Here is a 23,291-nt window from a genome sequence, read left to right as displayed (position 1 = left end):
CGAAGCCGCGGGGAGGATCGCCGTGCCAAGCTCTCGGCGGATCATCGCATGCTGCAATGAGTTTGGCAGGTGACGGAACCATCAGCGGATGTTCGTGTTGATTTGCAATAATCTCCACCAGTCTGCACTCGAAAAGCTATGGCGCGATCGCGCGGGAGCGTCCCTGGCGGGGGGGGGGGCAGGTCCGCTGCGGCGTCGGAAGATCAGCCCGCCAGTGATGAGCGACCGCAAGAGGGTGACTTACTTGTTCTCTCCGAAGGGGATCGTCAAGCCTAGTGAACTGACGCTCGGCGGACCGCCGGTGCATGCTTGGCCAAAGGACCCGAAGACCTCGGTGATCCGCAAGGGTTTGCGGCTGAACGAGATCCTGGTCGTAAAGCTGGATCCCGGCGAGCTGGACGAGGAAACACGATCACGCTCCGCTGACGGCATCGTCGCCCATTCGGTGAGTTGCACTCACGCCAGTTGTTCCGTGACCGGCTGGCTGAAGGCTAGTTAGGCGACAAAGAAGTTTTGAAATGCAACACCGAATTCGATCCGCGGGAAAGCGCACAGGTCGTGTTCGGACCTGCGCCCTGACGTTTGGCCGCGCTTCCGACGCAGATCACGGACGGTTCCCTGACGATCACTGGGACCTTTGTAGGAAAGGTAGGTGATCGGCGGACTAAATAGATCAACAAGATCGGATCGGGTTTTTCGCACTGCCAAAGAAACAAAGCGAAGTGAACCAGGGAGGTTGCGCCATGACTATGAAGCAATGGCTCTTACCGAGCTCTGTCGCATTGACATGCCTCGTTTCGACTGCCGCGGTCGCAGGATCGATCGAGAGTTACAGTCCGGTGACCGCAGCCCGGCTGGAAAATCCCGAGCCAGGAAATTGGCTGATGACGCGCGGCAACTACAAGGGATGGAGCTACAGCTCGCTCGATCAGATCAACACCAGCAACGTGAAGTCGCTGGTACCGGTGTGGAGCTTCTCTACTGGTGTGGATTCTGGTCACGAAGCGCCGCCGATCGTGAACAACGGAGTGATGTTCATCTCGACGCCGTACCGCCAGGTGATCGCCCTCGATGCGGCCACGGGCGATCTGCTCTGGCGCTACAATCCCAAGCTTCCCGAGGGGTTCAGCGCCCTGCACAACACCAATCGTGGCGTGGCGCTGTACGGCGACAAGGTCTATCACGCCGGGCTCGATGCCGTACTGGTCGCGCTCGACGCCAAAACCGGCAAGGTCGCCTGGGACGCGAAGGTCGAGGATTGGAAGACCGGCTACTACATGACGGGGGCACCGCTGGTGGTGAAAGGCAAGATTCTGGTCGGCGTGGCGGGCGGCGAGTTCGGCGTGCGCGGTTTCGTCCAGGCATTCGACGCCGAGTCCGGCAAGCCGGTGTGGAAGACCTACACGGTTCCGGCACCGGGCGAGCCGGGAAGCGACACCTGGGAGAAGCCCGACACCTGGAAGACCGGCGGGGCGTCCACTTGGATGACCGGCAACTATGACGCCGACTCCAACACGGTCTATTGGGGGACCGGCAACGCCTCGCCATGGTTCGGCGATCAGCGGCCTGGCGACAACCTGTACACCTCCTCCACACTCGCGCTCGATGGCGATACCGGCAAGATCAAGGGCTATTTCCAGTACCATCAGAACGAGTCGTGGGACTGGGACGAGATGAACGCCCCGTTGCTGGTGGACTTCCAGAAGGACGGCGCCACCACCAAGGGTCTGCTCAAGGTGGCGCGCAACGGCTACCTGTACTGGTTCAAGCGCAATCCGGACGGCGGGATCTCCTACGTCAACGCCAAGGCCTACGTGCCGCAGAACGTCTTCAAGAGCATCGACCCGAAGACCGGGCGGCCTGACGTCGACGTGGCCCACAAGCCGGCCACCGGCAAGGCGGCCCAGTTCTGCCCCGGCCTGTGGGGCGGCAAGGACTGGCCGTTCGAGGCCTATAACCCGAAGACGGGAATTGTCTACATTCCGTCCAACGAGAACCACTGCAACAACCTGGAAGGCAAGGTTGAGGAGCGCGTTCCCGGACAATGGTGGACGGGCGTTGCCATCCCGGATCTGCACTTCTCGGTCGACACTAAGGCGAGCTTCTACGGCGAGCTCCAGGCGTACGACGTCGACAGCGGCAAGCGGGTTTGGCGCAACCTTTATCCGGCCTCGATGATGTGGGGCTCGATACTTACCACCGGCGGCGGCCTGCTCTTCACGGGCGGCACCAACGACCGGGAGTTCCGCGCCTACGATGCCAAGACCGGCGAGCAGCTTTGGCACTTCAAGACCAACTCCGGGATCATGGCGCCGCCTTCGACCTACGAGGTCAACGGCGTGCAATATGTGGCGGTGCAGTCTGGCTGGGGAGTCGACGCGGCCTTCCAGCAGGGGCTGATGAGCGAACTGGTAGGTTGGCAGAAGGACGTGCCGCAGGGCGGCGTCGTCTGGGTCTTCGCCGTCTCCAAGTGAGTCCAACTTTGTTCCGGCCGCCAGCAATGGCGGCCGGTTTCTCGGCCGGCGGAGTTTTCGTTGTCTTTTCAAGCAACCTGGTCGGGCCTCACCTGTTAGGGGATTCTGACGATGCACCATGTTCGAGCAGGATCGATGCTGATCCGCTTCTCTGCCTTTACACTGGTCGCCGCGCTGGCTACCTCTCCGGCCTCGCTTGGGTTCGAACCGGCGCGAGCCGATGAATCGCCCGCCTACGTGGTCGAGGTGACCGACGTGTCCGCCAAGGTCGGCGAGTTGGCCGTGCTGCACGCCACGTTGCGCATTCGCGACGGCTACCGCGTTCTCCAGGGTTACAACAATCGCGTGATCGAGCTCTCGTCGTTTGACGATGGGGTGGCGTTCGAGCGACGCGTGGTGCGAGGCACCATTCAGGAGGGCGGGCTCGACTTCGCAATCGGCGTGCGGGCCACGAAGCCCGGCAGACACCCGATCAACGGCTATTTCAGGGTCGGCTACATCCATGGCCCCGACGAGCTGGCAATGGTTTCGCTGCGCCTGATCGCGAACGTCAATGGCACCGAATAATGGAAGGAGCGGGCCACATGCCGTGCGATGATTGGCCATACTGTCGTTGCTACAAGCGTCGGACGATCCTCGGGCTATTGCTTGCGCAGCTGTTGGCCGGTTCGGCGCGCGCGGAAGAGGGGGAGGCTGCCAAGCCGCCTGCGCCGGACGATCGCTTCGCGTTTCTGACCGGTCCGAAGAAGGGACAGGCGGTGCGGGCCGAGGACCTTGCGCTCGGCGGCCCGCAGGTGCAGGCCTATCCGATGGCTCCGGACGGCACGGTGCGCAGTGATAACCGCCTCAATCTGGTGATCCTCGCGAGGTTCGACCCCGCCGCACTGACCGATGAAACGCGGGCGCGCGCCGCAGACGGCGTCGTTGCCTATTCGGCGATCTGCACGCACCAGGGCTGCCCGGTGAACATGTGGTCGAAGGAGCGCAACGCGTTCGTCTGCTCCTGCCACGCCTCCATCTTCGATCCCAGAAACGCCGCCGAGGTGATCGATGGGCCGGCTCCGCGTCCGCTTGCGGCGCTCGGGCTGAAGCTCAAGGACGGCGTCGTGACGGTCGCTTCGACCTTTTCGGGTCACGTCGGCGTCACGCAGAACTGATGCGCGCCTCACATTGCGAACAGGTTCATCTCGGATGTGCTTGCCTTTCGGCGAGAATTCCCGATTGAAGGTCGACGGGATCCCTCGACCGGAAAGAAAGTCTGACCGCATCTTGCCGAAGTCTCAGCTGTTCGGTCGGTGACGGTGACCGCTAGTGAATTGGTCCTTGCCGGCGCCGCATGTTCCGCGCCTTCGATGCCAAGAGCGACAAGCTGCTCTGAGTGAAGAAGACCAACTCCGGCATAATGGGAATGCCGGTCGCCTATGAAGTGGATGGCACGGAGTATATCGCGGTCCAGTCGGGCAGGGATGTTGACGCGCAACGTATCCGGGATGCGCTGACCACCAACAACAACATCGGTCTGGAGAATAACGTTCCCCAGGGCGGCGTTGTCTGGTTTTCGCGCTCAAGAAATAGCGCCGGAAAAAAGGTGCCGGCAAGAAAAAGCGGCGGACCGCGAGGTCCGCCGCTTTTTCTTGGGTTATTCCATCCTCACGCCTCGAGTTGCTTGCCGATTGGCAGCGCCCGGATGCGCTTGCCAGTGGCCGCGAAGATGGCATTGATCAACGCCGGCGCGAAGGGCGGCACGCCCGGCTCGCCAACGCCGCTCGGCGGCGTATCGGGGCTGGGAGGCACGATGTGGACGTTGGTTACAAGCGGGGCCTCGTCAATGCGGGCCACAGGGAAACTGTCAAAATTGCCCTGTTGCACCTTGCCGTCCTTGAAGGTGATCTCGCCATGCTTGGCGAGGCTCAGGCCCATGATGGCAGCGCCCTCGATCTGAGCCTGGATGCGCTCCGGGTTGATGTATGTTCCGCAATCGATGGCTGTGTCGACCCGGGGCACCGTCAGCTTGCCCTTGTCGTCAACAGACACCTCGACCATCGTCGCGATATAGCTGACGAAGCTCCGGTGTACGGCAATGCCGAGCCCGTGTCCTTTGGGCACGGACCGTCCCCAGCCGCCTTTGTCCGCGACGAGTTCGACCACGCGCCGCAGCCGAGCCGTGTCGATGGGATAGCTGTCGTAGGGCTCGCCGTAGTTCCAGAGGTCCTTCACGGAAGAGAGATTGACGAGCCGTGGAGAGCCGATGAGCTCCAGCAGCATGTCCTTCTGGTCGCGATTGGTGGCGTGCGCAAGCTCGCCGACCATAGACTGCACGGCAAAGGCGTGCGGGATATTCGACACCGAACGGAACCAGCCGATGCGGGTATGCGCCGCTGCTTCCGGGTTCTCGCACTGGATGTTGGCGATCTCGAACGGCATGTCGACAAATCCCATGCCGAGCTCGAAGGGGGCCTCATGCACCGTATCGGCCGCAAAGGTCGAGGCGATGCTCGGCGCGACGCTGCGGTGCCGCCACGCGATCACCTTGCCGTTCTTGTCAAGGCCAGCTTCAATGCGTTCCGCGGACACCGTGTGCAGGAAGCCGTTACGGACGTCGTCTTCCCGCGTCCACTGCACCTTCACCGGCGCGCCCAGCTCTTTTGAAAGCAGGGCCGCTTCGAGCGCGTAATCGCACTTCGACTTGCGCCCAAATCCGCCGCCGAGCAGCGTGACGTTGATGATCACGTTCTCTTCGGGAATGCCGAGCGTTTTCGCGACGTCTTCGCGCGTTCCTCCCGGGCTCTGCAAGGGCGCCCAGATCTCCGCCTTGTCACCCTTGACGTCTGCGACCGCGGTGGGCGGCTCCATGGTGACATGGGCAAGATGCGGCAGGTAGTACTCACCCACGATCACCTTGTCGGCACCCTTTAAGGCGGCGTCGACGTCGCCTTCCTTGCGCACAATCAGCCCCGGTTTGCGCGCGGCTTCCTCGAGCTGGGCCCGGTAGGCAACCGACTCGTATTTGCCGTTGGGTCCGTCGTCCCAGACGATCTTCAGCGCGTCGCGCCCCTTGACGGCGGCACCGGTGTTGCGCGCGATCACCGCCACCCCGCCGAGTGGCTGGAACTTGGAGGGCCACGGCCATCCTTTGACCTCCATGACCTTTTCGACGCCGGAAACCTTCGTGGCCTCGGTCCCGTCGAAAGACACGAGTTTGCCACCGGTTACCGGCGGCCGTGCTATCACGGCATACTTCATGCCCGGCAGGCGGACGTCGGCGCCATACTGCGCTTTGCCGACCGTGATGTCGCGGAGGTCTACGATGCGGATCTCGCCCTTGCCGAGGTAGCGGAAATCCTTTGGGTCCTTGAGTTTCAGACTTTCGACGCTCGGCACCGACTGCTTCGCTGCATCGGCAGCCAGGTCGCCAAATCCGATGCGGCGTCCGCTCGCATCGTGGACCACCTCGTGATTGATGGCCTTCACTTCGGTGGCCGGCACGCCCCAGCGTTTCGCCGCGGCGGCTTCCAGCATCGTGCGCGCCGAAGCGCCGATCTGGCGCATCGGCATCAGATAGTGCCGCGTGCTGCGTGATCCGTCAGTGTCCTGGTTGCCATATTTGACTTCGTCGCCATGCGCCTGCTGGACGCGGACGCGTGACCAGTCGGCTCCCATTTCTTCGGCGACGACAAGGGGCAGGCTGGTTCGCACCCCCCGTTCCCATCTCGGAGCGGTGCGCGACGATCGTAACTATTCCGTCCGGTGCGATCGCCACGAAGACACGCGGGTCGACCACGGTACCGTGCGGCATCTTGTCCGCGCCGGTCTTGTACTCCGCGAAAGCAGGGCGTGACATCACGGGAGCGGCCAGTACGAAGCCACCGGCGATGCCAAGACCCTTCAGGATGCTGCGACGCGAAACGTTCTCGACTTTGACTTTCTCGACCTTGATATGTCGCTCAAAGCCACGGAGTTTGTTGGGATTGGTCAGGATATTCATGGTCACACTCCCGTCGATGCGAGATGGACAGCGTTTTCGATGCGCTGGTAAGTACCGCAGCGGCAGATATTGCCCGCCATCGCTTCACGTATCTGGTCGCGGGACGGTTTTGGATTTTGGATCAGCAGCGCTGCCGCCTGCATGATCTGACCGGCCTGGCAATAGCCGCATTGCGGAACGTTGAGGTCGCGCCAGGCCTTCTGAACCGGATGATCGCCCGTCGGATGGAGGCCTTCGATCGTCGTGACCTCGCGGCCGACCGCGTCGGAAACCGAGGTGATGCAGGCGCGTACGGCCTCCTTGTCGACTAGGACGGTGCAAGCGCCGCAGAGGGCCTGACCGCAGCCAAACTTGGTGCCGGTCAATCCCACCTCATCCCGGATAAACCAGAGTAGCGGGAGATCCGGGTCACCGTCCCAGCTCTGTTCCTGGCCATTAATCTTCAATTTGATCATGATCGTCCCTCGCTCTTCTTAAGCTACTGATGTCCAGTTCGGTGCAAGCCGGAACATGCTTCCATTCGCCCGCATCGACCGCTCGACTTCCCGCACGATTGAATCGTGTCAGGAAGACTGACTGGCCTCAGTGCACGACCTGTTCGGTAGTCTGTTCTTGCGCGCGCCTCCTGCCCCTATTTAGTTCTTGGTTGTCGTGCAGGCGGACCTTCGTCGCGCAGGCCGTGACGTTATCAGAAATTGACGTGGAGCCGACCTCACAGACAGTTGTTTTTGCTTTTTTTTCGTTTGTCGAAAGCGGGTGACGTTGCCAGAGCTCTTCACCTTTCCAAACAAACAAGGGTCTGAGAGACTGCGGCAGCGCTCGAGAGACTGCAGCGTCGACATGATCTCTGGTGGCGGTGCGACGCGCATGACCGGTTTGGGGTCACAAGCGGAAACTGCGGTCGGATCAGAAGGTCCGCTGAGGGCCCAAATGCGGACTCGGAACCTAGTGTTAGTCTCTCTAGCCGACCGAACTCTGCCCGGCAGGCTGCAGCACATCGTACAGCGCGCTCATCGAGGCCTCTCGAAGCGCGGCGAGTTCGCGGGCGGCACCCTGGCACTCGGGCGGGGACATCGTGGCTGCCGCCAGCTCGACCTCGCGGCAGTGCTCGAACAGGCGGACGAGGCCGAGCGCGCTGGCCGCGCTGCCGAGCTGATGCGCGGATCGCGCGAGCTGCTTGTGATCGCCAGCCGCCGCAGCCTTGGTGATGTCTTGGACCAGTTGTTCGCTCGTCTCTCCCAGCAAGCTGTGGAGCTTTTCGATCTGCGCGGCGCCCAACAGCTCCCTCTGGTCGTCGAGGAAGTGCCGGTCGATCAATGCACCTGCGGCAAGTTGCACTGCTGCCGGTTCGTCCTTCGGATCGTCCTCGATCGCTTCGCGAAGCGCGTTGATCAGGATCGGCTTGCCGACGACCTTTTCGATCCCTGCGCCTGCGAGCCGCTCGCGGGCGCTGCGCGACACGTCGGCAGTCACGGCGATGATGCGCGGCATCGTTGCCAGACCGAGCCTACGAATTCGCGACGCCGCCTCCACGCCATCCATGTCGGGCATGTGCAGATCCATCAGGATGACGTCGAATGATTGATCGCGGGCGCGCTCGACGGCGGATGCACCGTTCCGCGCAATCGTCGGGCGGTGGCCGAGCCGGTTCAGGATCGCTTCGCCGACCTCGCAATTGACGGGATCATCGTCAACCATCAGCACGCGAAGCTGCCGCGATGGCGGCTGGACCGCGCCTTGCGCGATGCCGCTCGCGGCAAGGCCGAGCGGCACTTCCAGCGTGAACGAGCTGCCCGCGCCCGGCGTGCTCTCCATGGTCAGCTCGCCGCGCATCAGGCGTGTGAGGCGCCGCCCGATCGCCAGCCCAAGCCCGGTGCCGCCGAAACGCCGTGCGATGCTGTCGTCCGCCTGCACGAAATCCTCGAAGATCCGCTCGTGCATGTCGGGCGCGATGCCTATACCGGTGTCGCGAACGGTGACGCGCAGCCAGACATGATTGTCGTGCCGCTCGGCGGCCGCGTTCAAGCTGATCCCGCCATGCGGGGTGAACTTGATCGCGTTGCCGATCAGGTTGAGCAGGATGCGATTGAGGCGCACCGGATCGCCGTGAACGGAGGTGTTGACCGTCGCATCGCAGGCAAGATCGAAGATCAGCCCCTTGCCGAAGGCCTGCGGGCGCATCAGGTCTGCGGCCGTCTCGATCAGCTGGTCGAGGCGGAAGTCGCGCGTCTCCAGCGTTTCGGCGCTGGCCTCCAGGCGGGCATACTCCAGGACGGCGTCGACCAGCGCGATCAGCGTCTCGCCCGAGGCGGCTGCGGTGGCGAGGTGGCGGCGCTGCGCTTCGCCGAGGCTGCCATCGTCCAGCAGTTGCAGCACGCCCATGACGCCGTTCAGCGGCGTACGCAGCTCGTGGCTGACGACGGCGAGGAAGCGCGATTTGGTCTCATTGGCCTGCACGGCAACGCTGCGCGCGCGTTCGGCTGCATCATGCTCGGCAAGGGCGTGATCGCGTGCCTTCTCGAGCTCGGAGGTCCGCTCGATGACCTTGCGCTCGAGCGTCGCGTAGGATTCGCGCAAGTGAGCGGCCATCCGGTTGAACTGGTCGCCAAGCGCCTCCAGCTCGTCACCGGTCTTGATCGCGAGCCGCAGGCCGAGATCGCCGCTCCCGATCCGCCGCGCGCCTTGCGTCAGGATCTGGATCGGCACGGTCATGCGCCGGCTGAGCAGCAGGGAGACCAGGACCGCCAGGGCGAGCAGGATGACCAGCAGAAACGTCGACCGTCCGATCGATGCGTAGATCGGCGCGTAGGCCTCGCTGAGGGGAAGCTCGACGAACACCAGCCAGCCGAGCGAGGGGACCGTCTCGTAGGTCGACAGCACGCGCTGGCCCGACAAATCCTCCTTCACGAGGCCCCCGGCCGGCGGCGCTCCGCCGTCGAGTGCGGCGCGGACGTCCGGATGCCCGGAGAGATCGCTGCGGCGAAGTGCCGGCCACAAATCCGGATGCGCGATCAGCACTCCCATGCGATCGACGACGTAGGCCTTGCCGGTATTGCCGACCTTGATGCCGGCGACGAGGTCCCAGATGAAGCGGAGATTGACCTCGGCGACGATGACATTGGGATCGCGTCCGGCGCCGCGCGCGGCGATCGTCATGAATGGTTCGGTGTCACCGAAGAAGTAGACCGGCCCGTAATACGTTCGGCTCTCGTTCGCGCCGCGAAAAGCCGCCGTAGCGGAGAGATCGGCCTTGCTGCCGATCCTGTCCGCGACACGGCGTGACACGCGCACCAGCTCCCGGCCCTGCGAGTCGAGCTCGGCAATCTCCGCGATCGCAGGCGAGAGGCGCAGGAGGCGGATGGCGTTCAGGCGCTCGTCTTCGTTCGTCGACAATTCCGGAGGCAGATGCGAGAGCCATCTGATCTGGTTTTCGATCTGGCCGATGAACTGGCCGATCTGGACGGCCGCGGACGCGGCCTGCTCGCGCTGGGTCGCGGCGAGAAGCTGCTTCTGCTCCCGGTAGGAGAACCAGACGTCGAAGGCGGTGCTGATGGCGAGCGCGGCGAAGGCAAGCGCGACGATCGAGTAGAGATATTTGCGGAACAGCCGGCCGGCCGGCGCCCGCAAATGTCCCTGGTCGATCGCCTCGTTCACTCGCGGATCTGGTCAGCGCGCGCGAGCAGGGTGAAAGGAAGCTTCAACCCGAGCGCCTGGGCAACCGTGCGGTTGACCAGGAGATCGTATTTCCGGGGCGATTGCACCGGCAGATCGCCGGCCTTGGTGCCGCGCAGGATCAGGTCGACATAATCGGCCGAGCGGACTTCGAGCGTCGGTCCGTAGCTCATCAGCCCGCCCGCATCCATGAAATAATGAAACGGGTAGATCATCGGAACGCGATATTTGGCTGCCGCCGCGACGACCGCCTGGCGGTTGATCACGAGGAAGCTGTCGACCAGCGCGATCATCGTGGCCTTTGGCGGTTCGGAAAAACGCCTGATCGCCTCGTCGATCTCCGCTGGAGCGTCGACGGGAGCGGGGACCACGGACACTCCTGATACGGTCGCCTCCTGCTCGATGGAATCGAGGAAGAAGCGCCCGGCGCGGGGCGTTGTGTCCGGATTGAACAGGATACCGACGCGCGAAAGATCCGGCACAGCCTCACGGATGAGCTGAAGCCATTTGCCGCCCATCTCGGCGGTGCTGTTGGTGAAGCCGGTGGCATTGCCGCCGGGATGCGCGAGGCTTTCGACGAAGCCATTGCCGACAGGATCATTTGCGGTGGCGAAGACGATCGGGATCGTCTTGGTGGCCGCCATGACGGCCGCGGTTTCGACCGTCGATCCCGTCAGGATGACGTCCGGCTTGAGGTCGATCAGCTCCTTGACTGCCGCCTTCAGCTTGTCCGGTCCGCCGAAGCTCGAACGGAGCTCGAAACGGATGTTGACGCCCTCGACCCAACCTCGCTGCTTCAAGCCTCCGATGAGCCCGCCCAGGCGCGAGGTCTTGGCCTCAGTCAAGTTTCGTCGGGTGAGTTCGTCGTCGAGCGGCAATGCGGTCAGCGAAACGACGATCCGGATGCGATCCGACATTGCGCCAAGCGCAAGCCAGCCTGCGGCAGTTGCACCCGCGAGGCGAAGGAAATCGCGGCGGGCAACCGCCGGCACAGTGTGGGCAGAAGCGGGCCGCTCGATCATGAAATGTTTCGCAAAACTAACCCCAAGCGTGTGAATAACGCGAAAGTCTGACGACCACAATTGATGAAAAAATGCGCTTGTGAATGTTCATTCGCAGCTTAGCGCCGCAGCGTGAACTCGTCCGCGCCGCGCCGGTGTTCCCATTTCGCCTGCTCGAGCTCGGGCTTGTCGCATTCGGACTCGGGATAGCCGATGCAGAGATAGGCGATGAATTTCCAGGAGTTCGGCACGTCGAGAATAGTGTGCATGCGCGCGGGGGTCAGGATCGACACCCAGCCGAGCCCGATGCCCTCGGCGCGCGCGGCGAGCCACATCGCGGTGATCGCGGCGACCACGGAATATTCCGTGGTCTCCGGCATGGTCGCGCGGCCGAGGCCGTGACCGATATCGCTCGCCTTGTCTGCAAAGACGGCGAGGTGGCCGGGGGCCTGTTCGAGGCCCGAGAGTTTTAGCGCGGAATAGCGAGCGGCGCGCTCGCCGGCATAGGCATTCAGCGCGTCGGCGTTGCACGCCCTGAAGTCGTCGACCACGGCGCACCGGCGGACAGCGTCTTCGACGATGACGAAGCGCCAGGGTTGGCTCAGGCCGACCGAGGGCGAGAGACACGCGGTTTCGATCAGGCGATCGATCGTGCCGTCCGGCAGCGGGTCGGTTCGAAAACGGCGCACGTCGCGGCGCCACACGAACAGCTCGCGCAAGTGCCGGCGAAAGGTGTCGTCGAACTCGGCCATGGGGTCATCCTCCCATCTGGAAGGCCGCGGCAACGAGCAGGATGAGGATCTCGCCGGTCTGCTCGAACGCACCGAGGATGTCGCCAGTCTGTCCGCCGATCTGGCGGATGGCAAGCCGCGCCACAATCAAACCGGCGAGTGACAGCAGGATCAGGCCGACCAGCGCCTTGCCCGGCCCGAGCGCGAGGGCCAGGGTGAGAGTTCCAATAGCGAAGGCGATGGCGACGCTGCGGCCTGGCGGCGATCCGGCGCTTGCCGATAGACCGTCAGGCCGCGCCGGTGGCACCAGGGACATGAAGGCCGGCACGCCTGCGCGCGCCGCGGCATGCGCAGCGCACAGCGCGAGCGTTACTGCCCACGGATTGGCGATCGCCGCGAGCGCGCTCCAGCGCAGGCCGAGCGACAGGAGCAGCGCGCAGCCGCCATAGGTCCCGATCCGGCTGTCGCGCATGATCTCGAGCTTACGTTCGCGCGTCCGGCCGCCACCGAGTCCGTCAGCGGTATCGGCAAGGCCGTCTTCGTGCAGCGCGCCAGTGATGAAGATGGTCGTGCCCAGCGCGAGTAGGGCGGCCGTTGTCGGCGCCAATCCCAGCTTGCTCGCGACCGCATAGGCCGCGGCGCCTGCGAGGCCCACCAGCAGTCCCGCGACCGGCAGCGCCCAGGTCGCGCGCGCGACGGCGCCGTCAGCCGCGGGCTTCGACGACGCCACCGGCACGATCGTGACGAAGGACGCCGCCATCCTGAGATCGGCGATGATGTCTTTCAGCGGCTCTGCGCGCGGCATCATTTCAGCTTCATCGGCAGGCCCGCGACGACGAACTCGACCTCGTCGGCGACCGCCGCGATGATCTGATTCATGATCCCGGCGGCGTCGCGAAAGCTGCGCGCCAGCGCGTTGTCGGGCACGATGCCGAGGCCGACTTCGTTGGTGACGAAGACGACGGGGCTCTTCTGGCCGCCCAGGAAGGCGGCGAGTTTCATAACCTCGTGTTCCCAGTCGCGCTCCGCATGCATCATGTTGGAGAGCCACAAGGTCAGGCAGTCCACGAGCCTCGGGCCGCCGCCGTCGGTTGCGATCAGCTCCTGCAGAAGATCAAGTGGCACCTCCCGCTCGATCCAGTCGACGGCCTTGCGCTTGGCACGATGCTTTGCGATGCGCGCTTCCATCTCGGCATCGAGCGCCTCGGCCGTCGCGATGTAGACGGGCTGGCCCGGAAAGCTGCGCGCGCGCGCTTCCGCCCGGGCGCTCTTGCCCGATCGCGCTCCGCCCGTGATCAAGATGACCGCCATGAAATCCTCCCGTCGGCCAGCACTAATCACCAAACGCGGCCAAAGACAAAGCCGAAATCCGCCAAGGAGGGGCTTGCGCTCGGTCGCCGTCTTGCGCAACAGGGGCGGGGTGAGACGGGAGACGCGTGTGGGGTTTGCGGGCGCGATGGTGGTGGCGATGGCGGTGGATGCCCTGTTGGGCTGGCCGTCGGGGCTGTTCGCGCGGATCGGCCATCCCGTGACTTGGCTGGGCCGGCTGATCACCGTCATCGATGCCGCCTGGAATCGCGCGTCCGATCCGCCGGCACTTCGCCGCGCTGCTGGCGTCGCCGGCGCGCTCCTGGTGATCGCACTCTCCGTCGCGCTCGGCTGGGTGCTTCAATCCTTGCTTCCCTCGGGCTGGATCCAGATCGTGCTGGTGGGTGTCCTGGCCTGGCCGCTGGTCGCACTGCGCTCGCTGCACGATCATGTCGCCGCCGTCGCAAATCCTTTGCTGGGTGGCGACATCGCCGGTGCACGCGACGCGGTCTCGCGCATCGTCGGCCGTGATCCCAAGGCGCTCGATGAAGCCGGGATCGCGCGCGCTGCAATCGAGAGTCTCGCCGAGAACGCGTCCGACGGCATCGTGGCGCCCGTATTCTGGGGTGCGCTGTTCGGCTTGCCGGGCATTGTCGGCTACAAGGCGATCAACACGCTGGATTCCATGATCGGACATCGCAGCGAACGTCACGAAGCTTTCGGCTGGGCCGCAGCGCGGATCGACGACGTCGCCAATTTCATTCCGGCGCGTCTGACCGGCTTTCTCTTCGTGCTGCTTGCGCCGCGGCGATCCGAGGCGCTGTCGTGCATGACGCGGGATTCGCGCCGTCACCGTTCCCCCAACGCTGGCTGGCCGGAAGCGGCGATGGCCGGTGCGCTCGGCGTGCGGCTCAGCGGCCCCCGCATCTATCATGGCAGCATCACCAACGAGCCCTGGCTCAATGAAGGTGCGCGCGATCCGCTCGCCGCCGACATCAGCGAGGGACTGGCGGTCTACCGTCGCGCCATGTTGCTGCTCGCCGGAATCCTTGCGATCCTCGCCTTCGCGTGAAAGAACAGGACATGCGCGAGCACGGTGGAAATCTCGATCTGGCCCAGCAGCGTTTCGGTGGACGCGCGGAGGACTGGATCGATCTGTCGACCGGGATCAACCGGCTGCCTTATCCCGTGGGCGAGATCGGCGCGCATCATTGGCAGGCGTTGCCGTCGCGATCCGAGATCGACGCCCTGCACCAGGCGGCCCGGCACGCCTATCGGACGAGCGAACCGATCGTTGCGATGGGCGGCGCGCAAGCCGCCATTCAACTGTTGCCGCAACTCGCGCCACCCGGACGGGCCCGCATCCTCGCGCCGACCTACAACGAATATGCTCCCGTTCTCTCGGCCGCGGGATGGGAGGTCGAGGAGGTGAGAGAGCTCGATGCGTTGGTGGGGGCGAACCTCGCCATCGTCGTCAATCCAAACAATCCCGACGGCCGCCGTTATGCCCCGAACGATTTGCTCGAGCTGTTGCCGCTTGTCGGTCGCCTCGTCATCGACGAGAGTTTTGTTGATGCCGTTCCCGAGCTCTCGCTCGCCTCGGAAGCGGAGCAGCCTGGGCTGCTGATCCTGCGCTCGTTCGGAAAATTTTATGGTCTTGCCGGCCTGCGGCTTGGGTTCGTGATCGGCAACTCGGCCGACATCGCCAAGCTCGCGGCGGCGTCAGGTCCGTGGCCGGTGTCGGGCGCGGCGATCGCGATCGGCTGCCGCGCATTGCGCGATGACGCTTGGGCCAAGGCTACGTCAGCGCGCCTCGTGCGGGACTGTGCTCGCCTCGACGACATGGTGCAGTCGCAAGGCTGGCGGCTCGTCGGCGGCACGCCGCTGTTTCGTCTCTACGAAACGCCGGACGCGCTTGCTGCGCAGGAGGAGCTAGCGCGCGGCCAGATATGGTCGCGTGTGTTCGCGAAGGAGCCGACGTGGTTGCGGCTGGGGCTTCCGGGCAGCGAATCCGAATGGACGCGTCTCGCCGAGGTGCTAACGCGCTAGCGCGAGCAGGCCTTCGACGTCGAGATGCTTTTCGATGTGATCGGCGAGCGCATCTAGCGCGCCTTCGACCCTCGCCTGATAGGGCTCGTCGCCTGCGGGGATGTCGAGCTTTGCCAAAAAGGCCTTGCGGAAATCATCCGATGTGAACAAGCCGTGCAAATAGCTGCCTTGCACACGGCCATCGATCGAGATCGCGCCTTCCGGCTCGCCGTTCAGTCTCGCAAACGGGCGGGCGCGGTCCGGTCCGTCGGTGCGGCCAATGTGGATTTCGTAGGCCTCGATCGGCTGATCCGTGGCGGCATGCACGGCCGCAACACGCGTCAGCGTTTTCTGCGGGCTCATCATCGTCGCCACATCCAGAAGGCCGAGGCCCGGCGTGTCGCCCGCAGGACCTTCGATCCCGTCGGGGTCGGCGACGCTGCGCCCCAGCATCTGATAGCCGCCGCAGAGGCCGAGCACATGACCGCCTCTGCGGTGATGCGCCAGCAGATCGATGTCCCAGCCCTGCGCGCGCAGGAAGGCGAGATCGCCGCGCGTGGATTTGGAGCCGGGGATGATGACGAGGCTGACGTCGCCGGGGATAGCTTCGCCGGGACGCACCATCACGAGATCGACCCCCGTCTCGAGCTTCAGCGGATCGAGATCGTCGAAATTGGCGATCCGCGACAGCGCAAGGCATGCGATCTTGCATTGACCCGGCTTCCGCGCATCGCGCAGGCCCAGCGCATCCTCGGCGGGCAACTCGCCCGCGCGCGCAAACCAGGGTAGCACGCCAAAGCCGCGCCAGGCAGTTTTCGCTTCGATCAGCCTGTAGCCATCGTCGAACAACGTGGGATCGCCGCGGAACTTGTTGATGACAAAGCCCCGGATCATCGCGGCATCGTCTGGGTCGATTACCGTCTTGATACCGACGAGCTGGGCAATGACGCCGCCGCGGTCGATGTCGCCGACGATCACGACGGGGACGTCGGCCTTGCGCGCAAAGCCCATATTGGCGATGTCGGCCTTGCGTAAGTTCACCTCAGCCGGACTGCCGGCGCCTTCGACCAGCACGAGATCGGAGCGCGCCTTCAGCCGCTCAAAACTTTCCAGCACCGCGCCCATCAGCGAAGGCTTCATTGCCGCGTATTCGCGCGCACGCGTGGTCGCGATGCGCTTTCCCTGGACGATTACCTGTGCGCCGACATCGGTCTCGGGCTTCAGGAGCACCGGGTTCATGTCGGTGTGCGGCTCGACGCCGGCGGCGAGCGCCTGGAGCGCCTGGGCGCGGCCGATCTCGCCGCCGTCGACGGTGACGGCCGCGTTGTTCGACATGTTCTGCGGCTTGAAGGGGAGCACGCGCAGGCCGCGCCGCCTAAAGGCGCGCGCGAGACCGGCGACGATGAGCGACTTGCCCACGTCCGAGCCGGCCCCCTGGATCATCAAAGCGCGCGCCATCGAAGGGTGTCTTTTAGAACTCGACGCCGGCTTGCGCCTTGATGCCGGAGCGGAAGGGGTGCTTGACCAGTGTCATCTCGGTGACGAGATCGGCAAGCTCGATCAGCTCGTCCTTGGCGTTGCGCCCGGTGAGGACGACATGCGTCATCGGCGGCTTCTGCGTCTTGAGGAAGTCGACGACCTCCGCGATGTCGAGATAGTCGTAGCGCAGCGCGATGTTGATCTCGTCGAGCACGACCATGCGCAAGTTGGAATCTGATATCAGCTCCTTGGCCTTCTCCCAGCCGGCGCGCGCGGCGGCGATGTCGCGGGCGCGGTCCTGCGTCTCCCAGGTAAAACCTTCGCCCATCGCATGGAACTGGCAGAGATCGCCGAAATGGCCGGTGAGCAGACGCCGCTCGCCGGTGTCCCAGGCGCCCTTGATGAACTGCACGACTGCGCAGGGGAAGCCATGGGCGACACAGCGAACGATCATGCCGAAGGCCGAGGAGGACTTGCCCTTGCCGGCGCCGGTGTGGACGATGATGAGGCCCTTTCCGCCGCTCTTGGTCGCCATGATCTTGTCGCGGGCGACCTTGATTTTCGCCATTTTCGCGTTGTGCCGGGCGTCGGTTTCCTCGGCCGTTTGGGTATCCGGTTCAGGCGTCATCAGACGGGTCCTTCGGCTTGACAAGTGGCGGCGGGGGGCAAATGGTGGCCCGGCGCTGGTTCCTGTCCTATGACAGGCGAAGAGGGAATGCGATAGGGTTCGAATCGCCAAGATTTGGATCCAAAATGCAGCCGCCCCCGCGACCGTGACCGGAGAGATACCCGAAACCACTGATCCCTGCGGGGATCGGGAAGGCGGGGATCGAAGGGCAAAGCCCTGCTCCGCAAGCCGGGAGACCTGCCTGCGCGGACGATTTTGGACCGGCGGACGGGGTGTTCCGCGACGGGGAAACGGGCCTCTCAAACCAGGGTCCGTGTGCCTCATCGCCTCCCGCTCTTTATCCTGGAAGAGGCGATGACCGTCACACTTCACGTCTGCATCACCTGCCGTGCCGGTGAGACGCCTAGCGAGGGCGAGGCGACGCCCGGCAAGCGCCTGCATGGTGCGATCCTCGATGCCGGCGTGCCCGACGGCGTCAATGTGGTTCCCGTTGAATGCCTCTCGGCATGCAGCCAGGGCTGCTCGGTCGCGCTCAGCGCGCCCGGCCGCTGGTCCTATGTCTACGGCCGCCTGTCGGATGCGAATGCGCCTGACGTGGTCGCCGGTGCAGCCGCCTATGCGGCCGCGCCCGACGGCATCGTGCCCTGGCGCAGTCGCCCTGAAATATTTCGCAAGCAGTCGCTTGCCCGCATTCCCCCCATTGCCGTCGTGCCGGAGGCCGCTGAATGAACTCGCTCGCAAAAGTCCCGGTCACGGTGGTCACGGGTTTTCTCGGGTCCGGCAAGACGACGCTGATCCAGCACCTGCTCGCCAATGCCAACGGCAAGAAGCTCGCGGTGCTCGTCAACGAGTTTGGCAGCGAGGGCGTTGATGGCGAGATCCTGAAGTCCTGCGCCGATGCGAATTGCCCTGAGGAGAACATCGTCGAGCTCGCCAATGGCTGCATCTGCTGCACCGTCGCCGACGATTTCATTCCGACCATGGAGCAACTGCTGGCGCGGCCCGTGAAACCCGATCACATCCTGATCGAGACGTCGGGCCTCGCGCTGCCAAAGCCGCTGCTCAAGGCGTTCGACTGGCCCGAGATCCGTTCGCGCATCACGGTGGACGGCGTGATCGCGCTGGCCGATGCCGAGGCCGTGGCCGCCGGCCGCTTCGCGCCGGACCCGGACGCGGTCGAAGCGCAGCGCGCGGCGGACGAGAATCTCGATCACGAGACGCCGCTCTCGGAAGTGTTCGAGGACCAGATCGCCTGCGCGGACATCGTGCTGCTGACGAAGGCAGATCTTGCGGGAAGCGCGGGTATTGAAGCTGCCAAGGCGGCGATCATCGCCGAGATGCCGCGCCGCGTGCCGATGCTGCCCATCACGGACGGGGCCATCGATGCGCGCGTCATCCTCGGTCTCGGGGCTGCCGCCGAGAACGATCTGGCCGCGCGTCCATCGCATCATGACGGCGAGGAAGAGCACGAGCACGACGATTTTGCTTCCGTCGTGATCGACCTTCCGGAAGTTACCGACATCGATACGTTGGTCGCGTCGGTCCAGCGTCTGGCGCGCGAGCAGAACGTGCTGCGCGCCAAGGGCTATATCGCGGTCGCGGGCAAGCCGATGCGCCTGCTGCTGCAAGCGGTTGGTGAACGCGTGCGCCACCAGTTCGACAAGCCCTGGGGGGCAGGCAACCGGCAATCAAAGCTCGTCGTGATCGGCGAGCACGGCGATATCGATGAGGCCGCGATCAAGACGGGACTTGGTCTTTTGGGATCTGGGATCTGATGCACGTCGTCTTCCGCGAGAGTCGCGGGCTCGAAGAGACCGCGACGCCAAGGGACATCGGCCAGGACCCGGCCGACCTCGTGGTGCTCTCGTATTCGGATTCCGATCTGGCCGCATTCGCGGCCGGCTGGCGCCGTGGCCGAGACAGCCTGCCGTCGCTGCGGGTCGCCAATCTCGCGGAGCTGCGTCATCCGCTTTCGGTCGACACCTATATTGAGCGCACCCTTGCGCAGGCGCGTGGCATTCTGGTGCGCCTGATCGGCGGTGAGTCCTATTGGTCATATGGGCTTGCAGCCCTGCATCAGCTCGCCAGGGACCGTAACATCGTGCTCGCCGTACTGCCGGCCGACGGCCGCGACGACACGCGGCTCGACGCGTACTCGACCTTGCCGGTCTCGACACTGCGTCGGCTCAAGGTGCTCTGCGACACCGGCGGTCCGGTCGCGGCGCAGGCGGCGATCGCACAGCTTGCGCTCGCCTCGGGCCTCTATGCCGGTCCGGTCGTTGGTGAGATGATCGTGCCCGAGATGGGGTTTTACGATTCCGAGCGCGGCGCCGTCGCTGCGCCAAAGGACGGCGAGGGCAGGCCGCGCGCGCTCGTGACCTTCTATCGCTCCTATCTGACGGCTGCCGACACTGGTCCGGTCGATGCCCTGATCGCGGCGCTGCGCGAGAAGGGCTTTGACGCGTATGGCGTGTTCGTCACCTCGCTGAAGGCCGCTGGCCTGGCGGATTGGCTGCGAGGCCATCTTGCGCAAAATCCTCCGGCCGTGATCGTCAATGCGACGGCGTTCTCGGCGATTGGCGACGATGGGACGACGCCGTTCGATTCTGCATCGTGTCCGGTGTTCCAGGTCGCGCTCTCGACGGCGCGGCGTGAGGACTGGGCGGAGTCGCTGCGCGGCCTGTCGCCCGGCGACCTCGCGATGCATGTGGTGCTGCCCGAGGTCGATGGCCGCCTGTTCGCGGGCGTGGTCAGCTTCAAGTCGGCCGCGGAGCGCGATCCTGATCTGCAATTTTCGCATCTCGCGCACGGGCCCGATGAGGAACGCGTGAAGGCTGTCGCCGCGCGTGTCGCGGCCTGGCGGCTTCTCGCGGAGAAGCCGGCCGCCGAGAAGCGGATGGCGATCGTGCTCTCGAATTATCCGGGGCGCCCGCACCAGATCGCGCATGCGGTCGGTCTCGATGCGCTGACTTCGGTCGAGGCCTTGTTGTCCGATCTCGCTGAGGCCGGCCTCGATGTTGTGCCAGTCCAGGCGCTCGGCGAGACACTGCTCGAGCGGCAATTGACCTGGAGTGTCGCCGATTACCGCGCGGCGCTTTTGCGCCTTCCGCAATCAATGCAGGACGATCTCGCGCAAGCCTGGGGCGCGCCGGAGAGTGATCAGAACTGCCGCGATGGCGCGTTCCACTTCGCCGCGATCCAATGTGGCCAGTCCATCATCGCGGTTCAACCGGAGCGCGGCGATGTCATCACGCGCGATTCCGATTATCACGATCTCGCCCGAACGCCGCGCCACGTCTATGTCGCGTTTTATCTCTGGCTCCGGGGACAGCGCTGCGATGCCGTCGTGCACATGGGCGCACACGGTACGCTGGAGTGGCTGCCCGGAAAATCCGTCGCGCTATCGTCAAGCTGCTGGCCGGAAGCCCTGATCGGCGATCTGCCCGTCATCTATCCCTTCATCGTCAACGATCCCGGCGAGGCCGCGCAGGCCAAGCGGCGCATCGGCGCCGTCACCATCGGCCATCTGCCGCCGCCGCTTGCGGCGTCCACTGTGCCGGAGGGCCTGCGCCGGCTCGAACGGCTGCTTGACGAATATTCGACCGCCGATGGTCTCGACCCCGCCCGGCGCCAGCGGCTGATTTCTGCGATCCGCGACGAGGCGCGTGCGGTGGGCCTCGAGGATGACCTTGGTCTGGATGCATCGGCCGCGCCGGCGGAAGCGATCCCGCGGATCGATCGCTTCGTCTGCGATCTCAAGGAAAGCCAGTTCGGCGACGGCCTGCACGTGTTCGGGCGCGGCGCCTGCGGCGAAGCGGAGCGGGACGCGCTGCGTGCCGCGCTTGCGGGGCACCGCGTTGCGCCGGGACCGTCGGGCTCGCCCTATCGCGGGCGCCAGGACGTCTTGCCGACCGGGCGCAACCTCTTTGCCGCCGATCCGCGCGCGGTGCCGACGCCGTCGGCGCACGCGCAAGGCGTCAAGCTCGCAGAAGAGCTGCTCCGTCGTCACTTGCAGGATCACGGCGATTGGCCGAAGGGGCTGGTGGTCGATCTCTGGGGCTCGGCGACGATGCGCACCGCGGGCGAGGAGTTTGCGATGGCGCTGCATCTGGCCGGCCTCGCACCGCGCTGGGATCACGCCTCCGGGCGCGTCACCGGCTACGACATCATCGCGCCGGCCGAGCTCGGCCGCCCCCGCATCGACGTCACGCTACGCGTGTCGGGCCTGTTCCGTGATGTTTTTTCCGGCCTTGCGCAATTGTTCGAAGCCGCCGCCGAGGCGCTCGCAGCGCGTGAGAACGAAGGCGACGAGAATCCGTATCGCCACCGCGCGTCCCGCGTGTTCGCACCGCGCCCCGGGCAATACGGCGTGGGCCTCTCGGCGATCCCGGATGCCTTCACGCCCGAAACGCGGGAAGCGGCGGGCGAAGCCTGGTTGTCGGCATCGTCCTGGGCGTTCTCGGCCGATGGCGAGATCAAGCCCGATCGCGCCGGCATTGAGTCGCGGCTCGCGTCGGCCGATGCCTTCGTCCACGTCCAGGATTTGCCGGAGACCGATCTTCTGCTCGCCGCCGACTATGCCGCGCATGAAGCCGGCGTTGCCGCGGCCGCGGCGCATCTCGGTGCGGCAGGACCATCGCTGTATCACCTCGATACGACGCGTCCCGACCAGCCGCACGCGCGCACGCTGACCGAGGAAATATCGCGAGTCGTCCGCGCGCGCGCGGCCAACCCCGTCTGGATCGCCGGCATGATGCGCCACGGTTTTCGCGGGGCCGCCGAGATCACCGCGACGCTCGAACACATGGCCGCGTTCGCCCATCTCGCGGATGCCGTGCCGCCGCATCTGTTCGACCTCTACTACGATGCGACGCTCGGCAATGACGACGTCCGCGCCTTCATGGCACGCGAAAATCCGGCCGCGCTCGCCGCGATGGAGGCCTGTTTCAAGCGCCTGCATGAGGCCTCACTCTGGCGAACGCGCCGCAATTCGATCGCGGCCGCGCTGCGGGAGGCGTCATGAGCGCTTCCGTGGTCAAGGGCTGGTGTCCCGGCGCGCTGCGTCCGATGCTATCGGGCGACGGACTCGTGGTCCGCGTGCGTCCGTTCGGCGGACGTCTCGAAGCAGACCAGATTGCCGGCCTCGCCGAACTCGCCGGACGCTACGGCAACGGTCTCATCGATGTGACGAGCCGCGCGAACCTCCAGATCCGGGGTGTCGACGAACAGGGCCATCCGGCGCTGCTCGAAGGTCTTGCGCGGCTACGGCTGCTCGACCCCGACGCCGACATCGAGGCGCGGCGCAACATCCTGGTGACGCCGTTCTGGAACCCCAGCGACGAAACGCAGTCGCTCGCCGCGGAGCTCGAGGAAGCGCTTGCGGAGAGCGCGCTCGCACTTCCCGGCAAGTTCGGTTTTGCCATCGATGACGGAAGATCGCGTGTGCTCGCCGGCGATTCCGCCGACGTGCGCATCGAGCGCGATGCGGAGGGGCGCCTCCTGGTGCGGGCTGATGCCGCAAGGCTCGGCCGTTCGGTCGGCCGCGGAGAGGCCGTGAGCACGGCGCTCGCGCTCGCAAACTGGTTCATCGCGTCCGGCGGCGCGAAGGACGGGCGAGGGCGCATGGCGGCCCACATCGCAACCGGCGCGGCATTGCCCGAAGCGTTACGTGGCGAGACCGAGCCTGCGCCGGTGATGGCGGCGTCGCGGCCCGGACACTATCCGCAAGGCGCGATGGTCGGTGTCGCGTTCGGGCAGATGCTGCACACCACGCTCGATCAATTCTCCGGCTGCGGACATGCGCTGCGGATGACGCCATGGCGGATGGTTTTGAGCGAGGGCAAGCACGAGATGCCGAGCGCAGTGGGCCTCATCACCGAGCCCCACGACCCGGCGTTGCGCGTCATCGCCTGTAGTGGCGCACCGCGCTGCCGCGAGGCGCATGCCGACACCCGAGCGCTGGCGGCGGCGCTCGCGCCGCGCATC

Annotated in this window: 18 protein-coding genes, 2 pseudogenes and 1 riboswitch; of the genes and pseudogenes, 11 read left to right on the top strand and 9 right to left on the bottom strand. The window is 65.2% G+C overall.

Features of this window, described 5'->3' with window-relative positions:
* Positions 1-217 precede the first annotated feature (217 nt).
* From AC630_RS48345 to AC630_RS47030, 5 genes and pseudogenes are all read left to right on the top strand, one after another.
* A complete protein-coding gene (locus AC630_RS48345) occupies positions 218-499 on the top strand; it encodes a hypothetical protein (RefSeq protein ID WP_502691520.1) in 282 nt (93 codons plus the stop codon).
* Between the two features lie 244 nt (positions 500-743).
* Positions 744-2,474: a PQQ-dependent dehydrogenase, methanol/ethanol family gene (locus tag AC630_RS17400; RefSeq protein ID WP_074119724.1), complete on the top strand. Its 1,731-nt coding sequence runs from the start codon at positions 744-746 to the stop codon at positions 2,472-2,474.
* Positions 2,475-2,609: 135 nt separating this feature from the next.
* A complete protein-coding gene (locus tag AC630_RS17395; protein WP_074119723.1) occupies positions 2,610-3,041 on the top strand; it encodes a hypothetical protein in 432 nt (143 codons plus the stop codon).
* 17 nt (positions 3,042-3,058) lie between these two features.
* On the top strand, positions 3,059-3,631 hold the full coding sequence (locus AC630_RS17390) for a QcrA and Rieske domain-containing protein (RefSeq protein WP_074119738.1): 573 nt from the start codon (positions 3,059-3,061) through the stop codon (positions 3,629-3,631).
* Positions 3,632-3,709: 78 nt separating this feature from the next.
* Positions 3,710-4,049 (top strand): annotated as a pseudogene (locus tag AC630_RS47030) (PQQ-dependent dehydrogenase, methanol/ethanol family); the annotation flags it as partial.
* Positions 4,050-4,124: 75 nt separating this feature from the next.
* On the opposite strand, the pseudogene AC630_RS17385 reads toward AC630_RS47030, so the two are convergent.
* The 7 genes and pseudogenes from AC630_RS17385 to cobU all read right to left on the bottom strand — a co-directional run bounded on the left by AC630_RS17385 (position 4,125) and on the right by cobU (position 13,174).
* Positions 4,125-6,459: pseudogene (locus AC630_RS17385) on the bottom strand (xanthine dehydrogenase family protein molybdopterin-binding subunit).
* A 2-nt stretch (positions 6,460-6,461) separates the two neighbouring features.
* On the bottom strand, positions 6,462-6,914 hold the full coding sequence (locus AC630_RS17380) for a (2Fe-2S)-binding protein (protein WP_074119722.1): 453 nt from the start codon (positions 6,912-6,914) through the stop codon (positions 6,462-6,464).
* 505 nt (positions 6,915-7,419) lie between these two features.
* Positions 7,420-10,113 (bottom strand): hybrid sensor histidine kinase/response regulator, encoded by a 2,694-nt coding sequence (locus AC630_RS17375; protein WP_074119721.1) that lies wholly within the window; start codon positions 10,111-10,113, stop codon positions 7,420-7,422.
* Positions 10,110-11,153, bottom strand: coding sequence for an ABC transporter substrate-binding protein (locus tag AC630_RS17370; RefSeq protein WP_074119720.1), 1,044 nt, complete (start codon positions 11,151-11,153; stop codon positions 10,110-10,112). Before AC630_RS17370 ends, AC630_RS17375 begins: the two co-directional genes overlap by 4 nt.
* Before the next feature lie 98 nt (positions 11,154-11,251).
* Positions 11,252-11,884: a 5,6-dimethylbenzimidazole synthase gene (gene bluB / locus AC630_RS17365; RefSeq protein ID WP_074119719.1), complete on the bottom strand. Its 633-nt coding sequence runs from the start codon at positions 11,882-11,884 to the stop codon at positions 11,252-11,254.
* Between the two features lie 4 nt (positions 11,885-11,888).
* Complete coding sequence (gene cobS / locus AC630_RS17360) at positions 11,889-12,671, bottom strand: adenosylcobinamide-GDP ribazoletransferase (protein ID WP_074119718.1); 783 nt, start codon at positions 12,669-12,671, stop codon at positions 11,889-11,891.
* Entirely contained in the window at positions 12,668-13,174 is a 507-nt protein-coding gene (gene cobU / locus AC630_RS17355; protein ID WP_074119717.1) for a bifunctional adenosylcobinamide kinase/adenosylcobinamide-phosphate guanylyltransferase, read from the bottom strand. The genes cobS and cobU overlap by 4 nt, the downstream gene beginning before the upstream one ends.
* Positions 13,175-13,301: 127 nt before the next feature.
* On the opposite strand from cobU, the gene cbiB reads away from it, so the two are divergent.
* Complete coding sequence (gene cbiB, locus AC630_RS17350; protein ID WP_074119737.1) at positions 13,302-14,243, top strand: adenosylcobinamide-phosphate synthase CbiB; 942 nt, start codon at positions 13,302-13,304, stop codon at positions 14,241-14,243.
* A gap of 11 nt (positions 14,244-14,254) precedes the next feature.
* Complete coding sequence (gene cobD, locus AC630_RS17345) at positions 14,255-15,220, top strand: threonine-phosphate decarboxylase CobD (protein ID WP_074119736.1); 966 nt, start codon at positions 14,255-14,257, stop codon at positions 15,218-15,220.
* Here cobD and AC630_RS17340 read toward each other — a convergent pair.
* On the bottom strand, positions 15,209-16,657 hold the full coding sequence (locus tag AC630_RS17340; RefSeq protein ID WP_074119716.1) for a cobyric acid synthase: 1,449 nt from the start codon (positions 16,655-16,657) through the stop codon (positions 15,209-15,211). The two genes, cobD and AC630_RS17340, sit on opposite strands and share 12 nt — an antisense overlap.
* Positions 16,658-16,670: 13 nt before the next feature.
* Entirely contained in the window at positions 16,671-17,306 is a 636-nt protein-coding gene (cobO, locus tag AC630_RS17335; RefSeq protein WP_074119715.1) for a cob(I)yrinic acid a,c-diamide adenosyltransferase, read from the bottom strand.
* A 39-nt stretch (positions 17,307-17,345) separates the two neighbouring features.
* Positions 17,346-17,565: riboswitch (cobalamin riboswitch) on the top strand.
* Positions 17,566-17,660: 95 nt separating this feature from the next.
* On the opposite strand from cobO, the gene AC630_RS17330 reads away from it, so the two are divergent.
* The 4 genes from AC630_RS17330 to cobG all read left to right on the top strand — a co-directional run.
* A complete protein-coding gene (locus tag AC630_RS17330) occupies positions 17,661-18,035 on the top strand; it encodes a DUF1636 family protein (RefSeq protein WP_074119714.1) in 375 nt (124 codons plus the stop codon).
* Positions 18,032-19,081, top strand: coding sequence for a cobalamin biosynthesis protein CobW (cobW, locus tag AC630_RS17325; RefSeq protein ID WP_074119713.1), 1,050 nt, complete (start codon positions 18,032-18,034; stop codon positions 19,079-19,081). The genes AC630_RS17330 and cobW overlap by 4 nt, the downstream gene beginning before the upstream one ends.
* A complete protein-coding gene (gene cobN, locus AC630_RS17320) occupies positions 19,081-22,329 on the top strand; it encodes a cobaltochelatase subunit CobN (protein WP_074119712.1) in 3,249 nt (1,082 codons plus the stop codon). Before cobW ends, cobN begins: the two co-directional genes overlap by 1 nt.
* Positions 22,326-23,291: precorrin-3B synthase (gene cobG, locus AC630_RS17315; protein WP_074119711.1), on the top strand; the 966-nt coding region annotated here is incomplete at its 3' end. The genes cobN and cobG, both read left to right, overlap by 4 nt.

The sequence above is a fragment of the Bradyrhizobium sp. AS23.2 genome (genome assembly GCF_001908185.1).
Taxonomy (GTDB): domain Bacteria; phylum Pseudomonadota; class Alphaproteobacteria; order Rhizobiales; family Xanthobacteraceae; genus Bradyrhizobium.
Note: the sequence above shows the minus strand (reverse complement) of the source record. Positions and strands in the feature narration are given on the sequence as shown.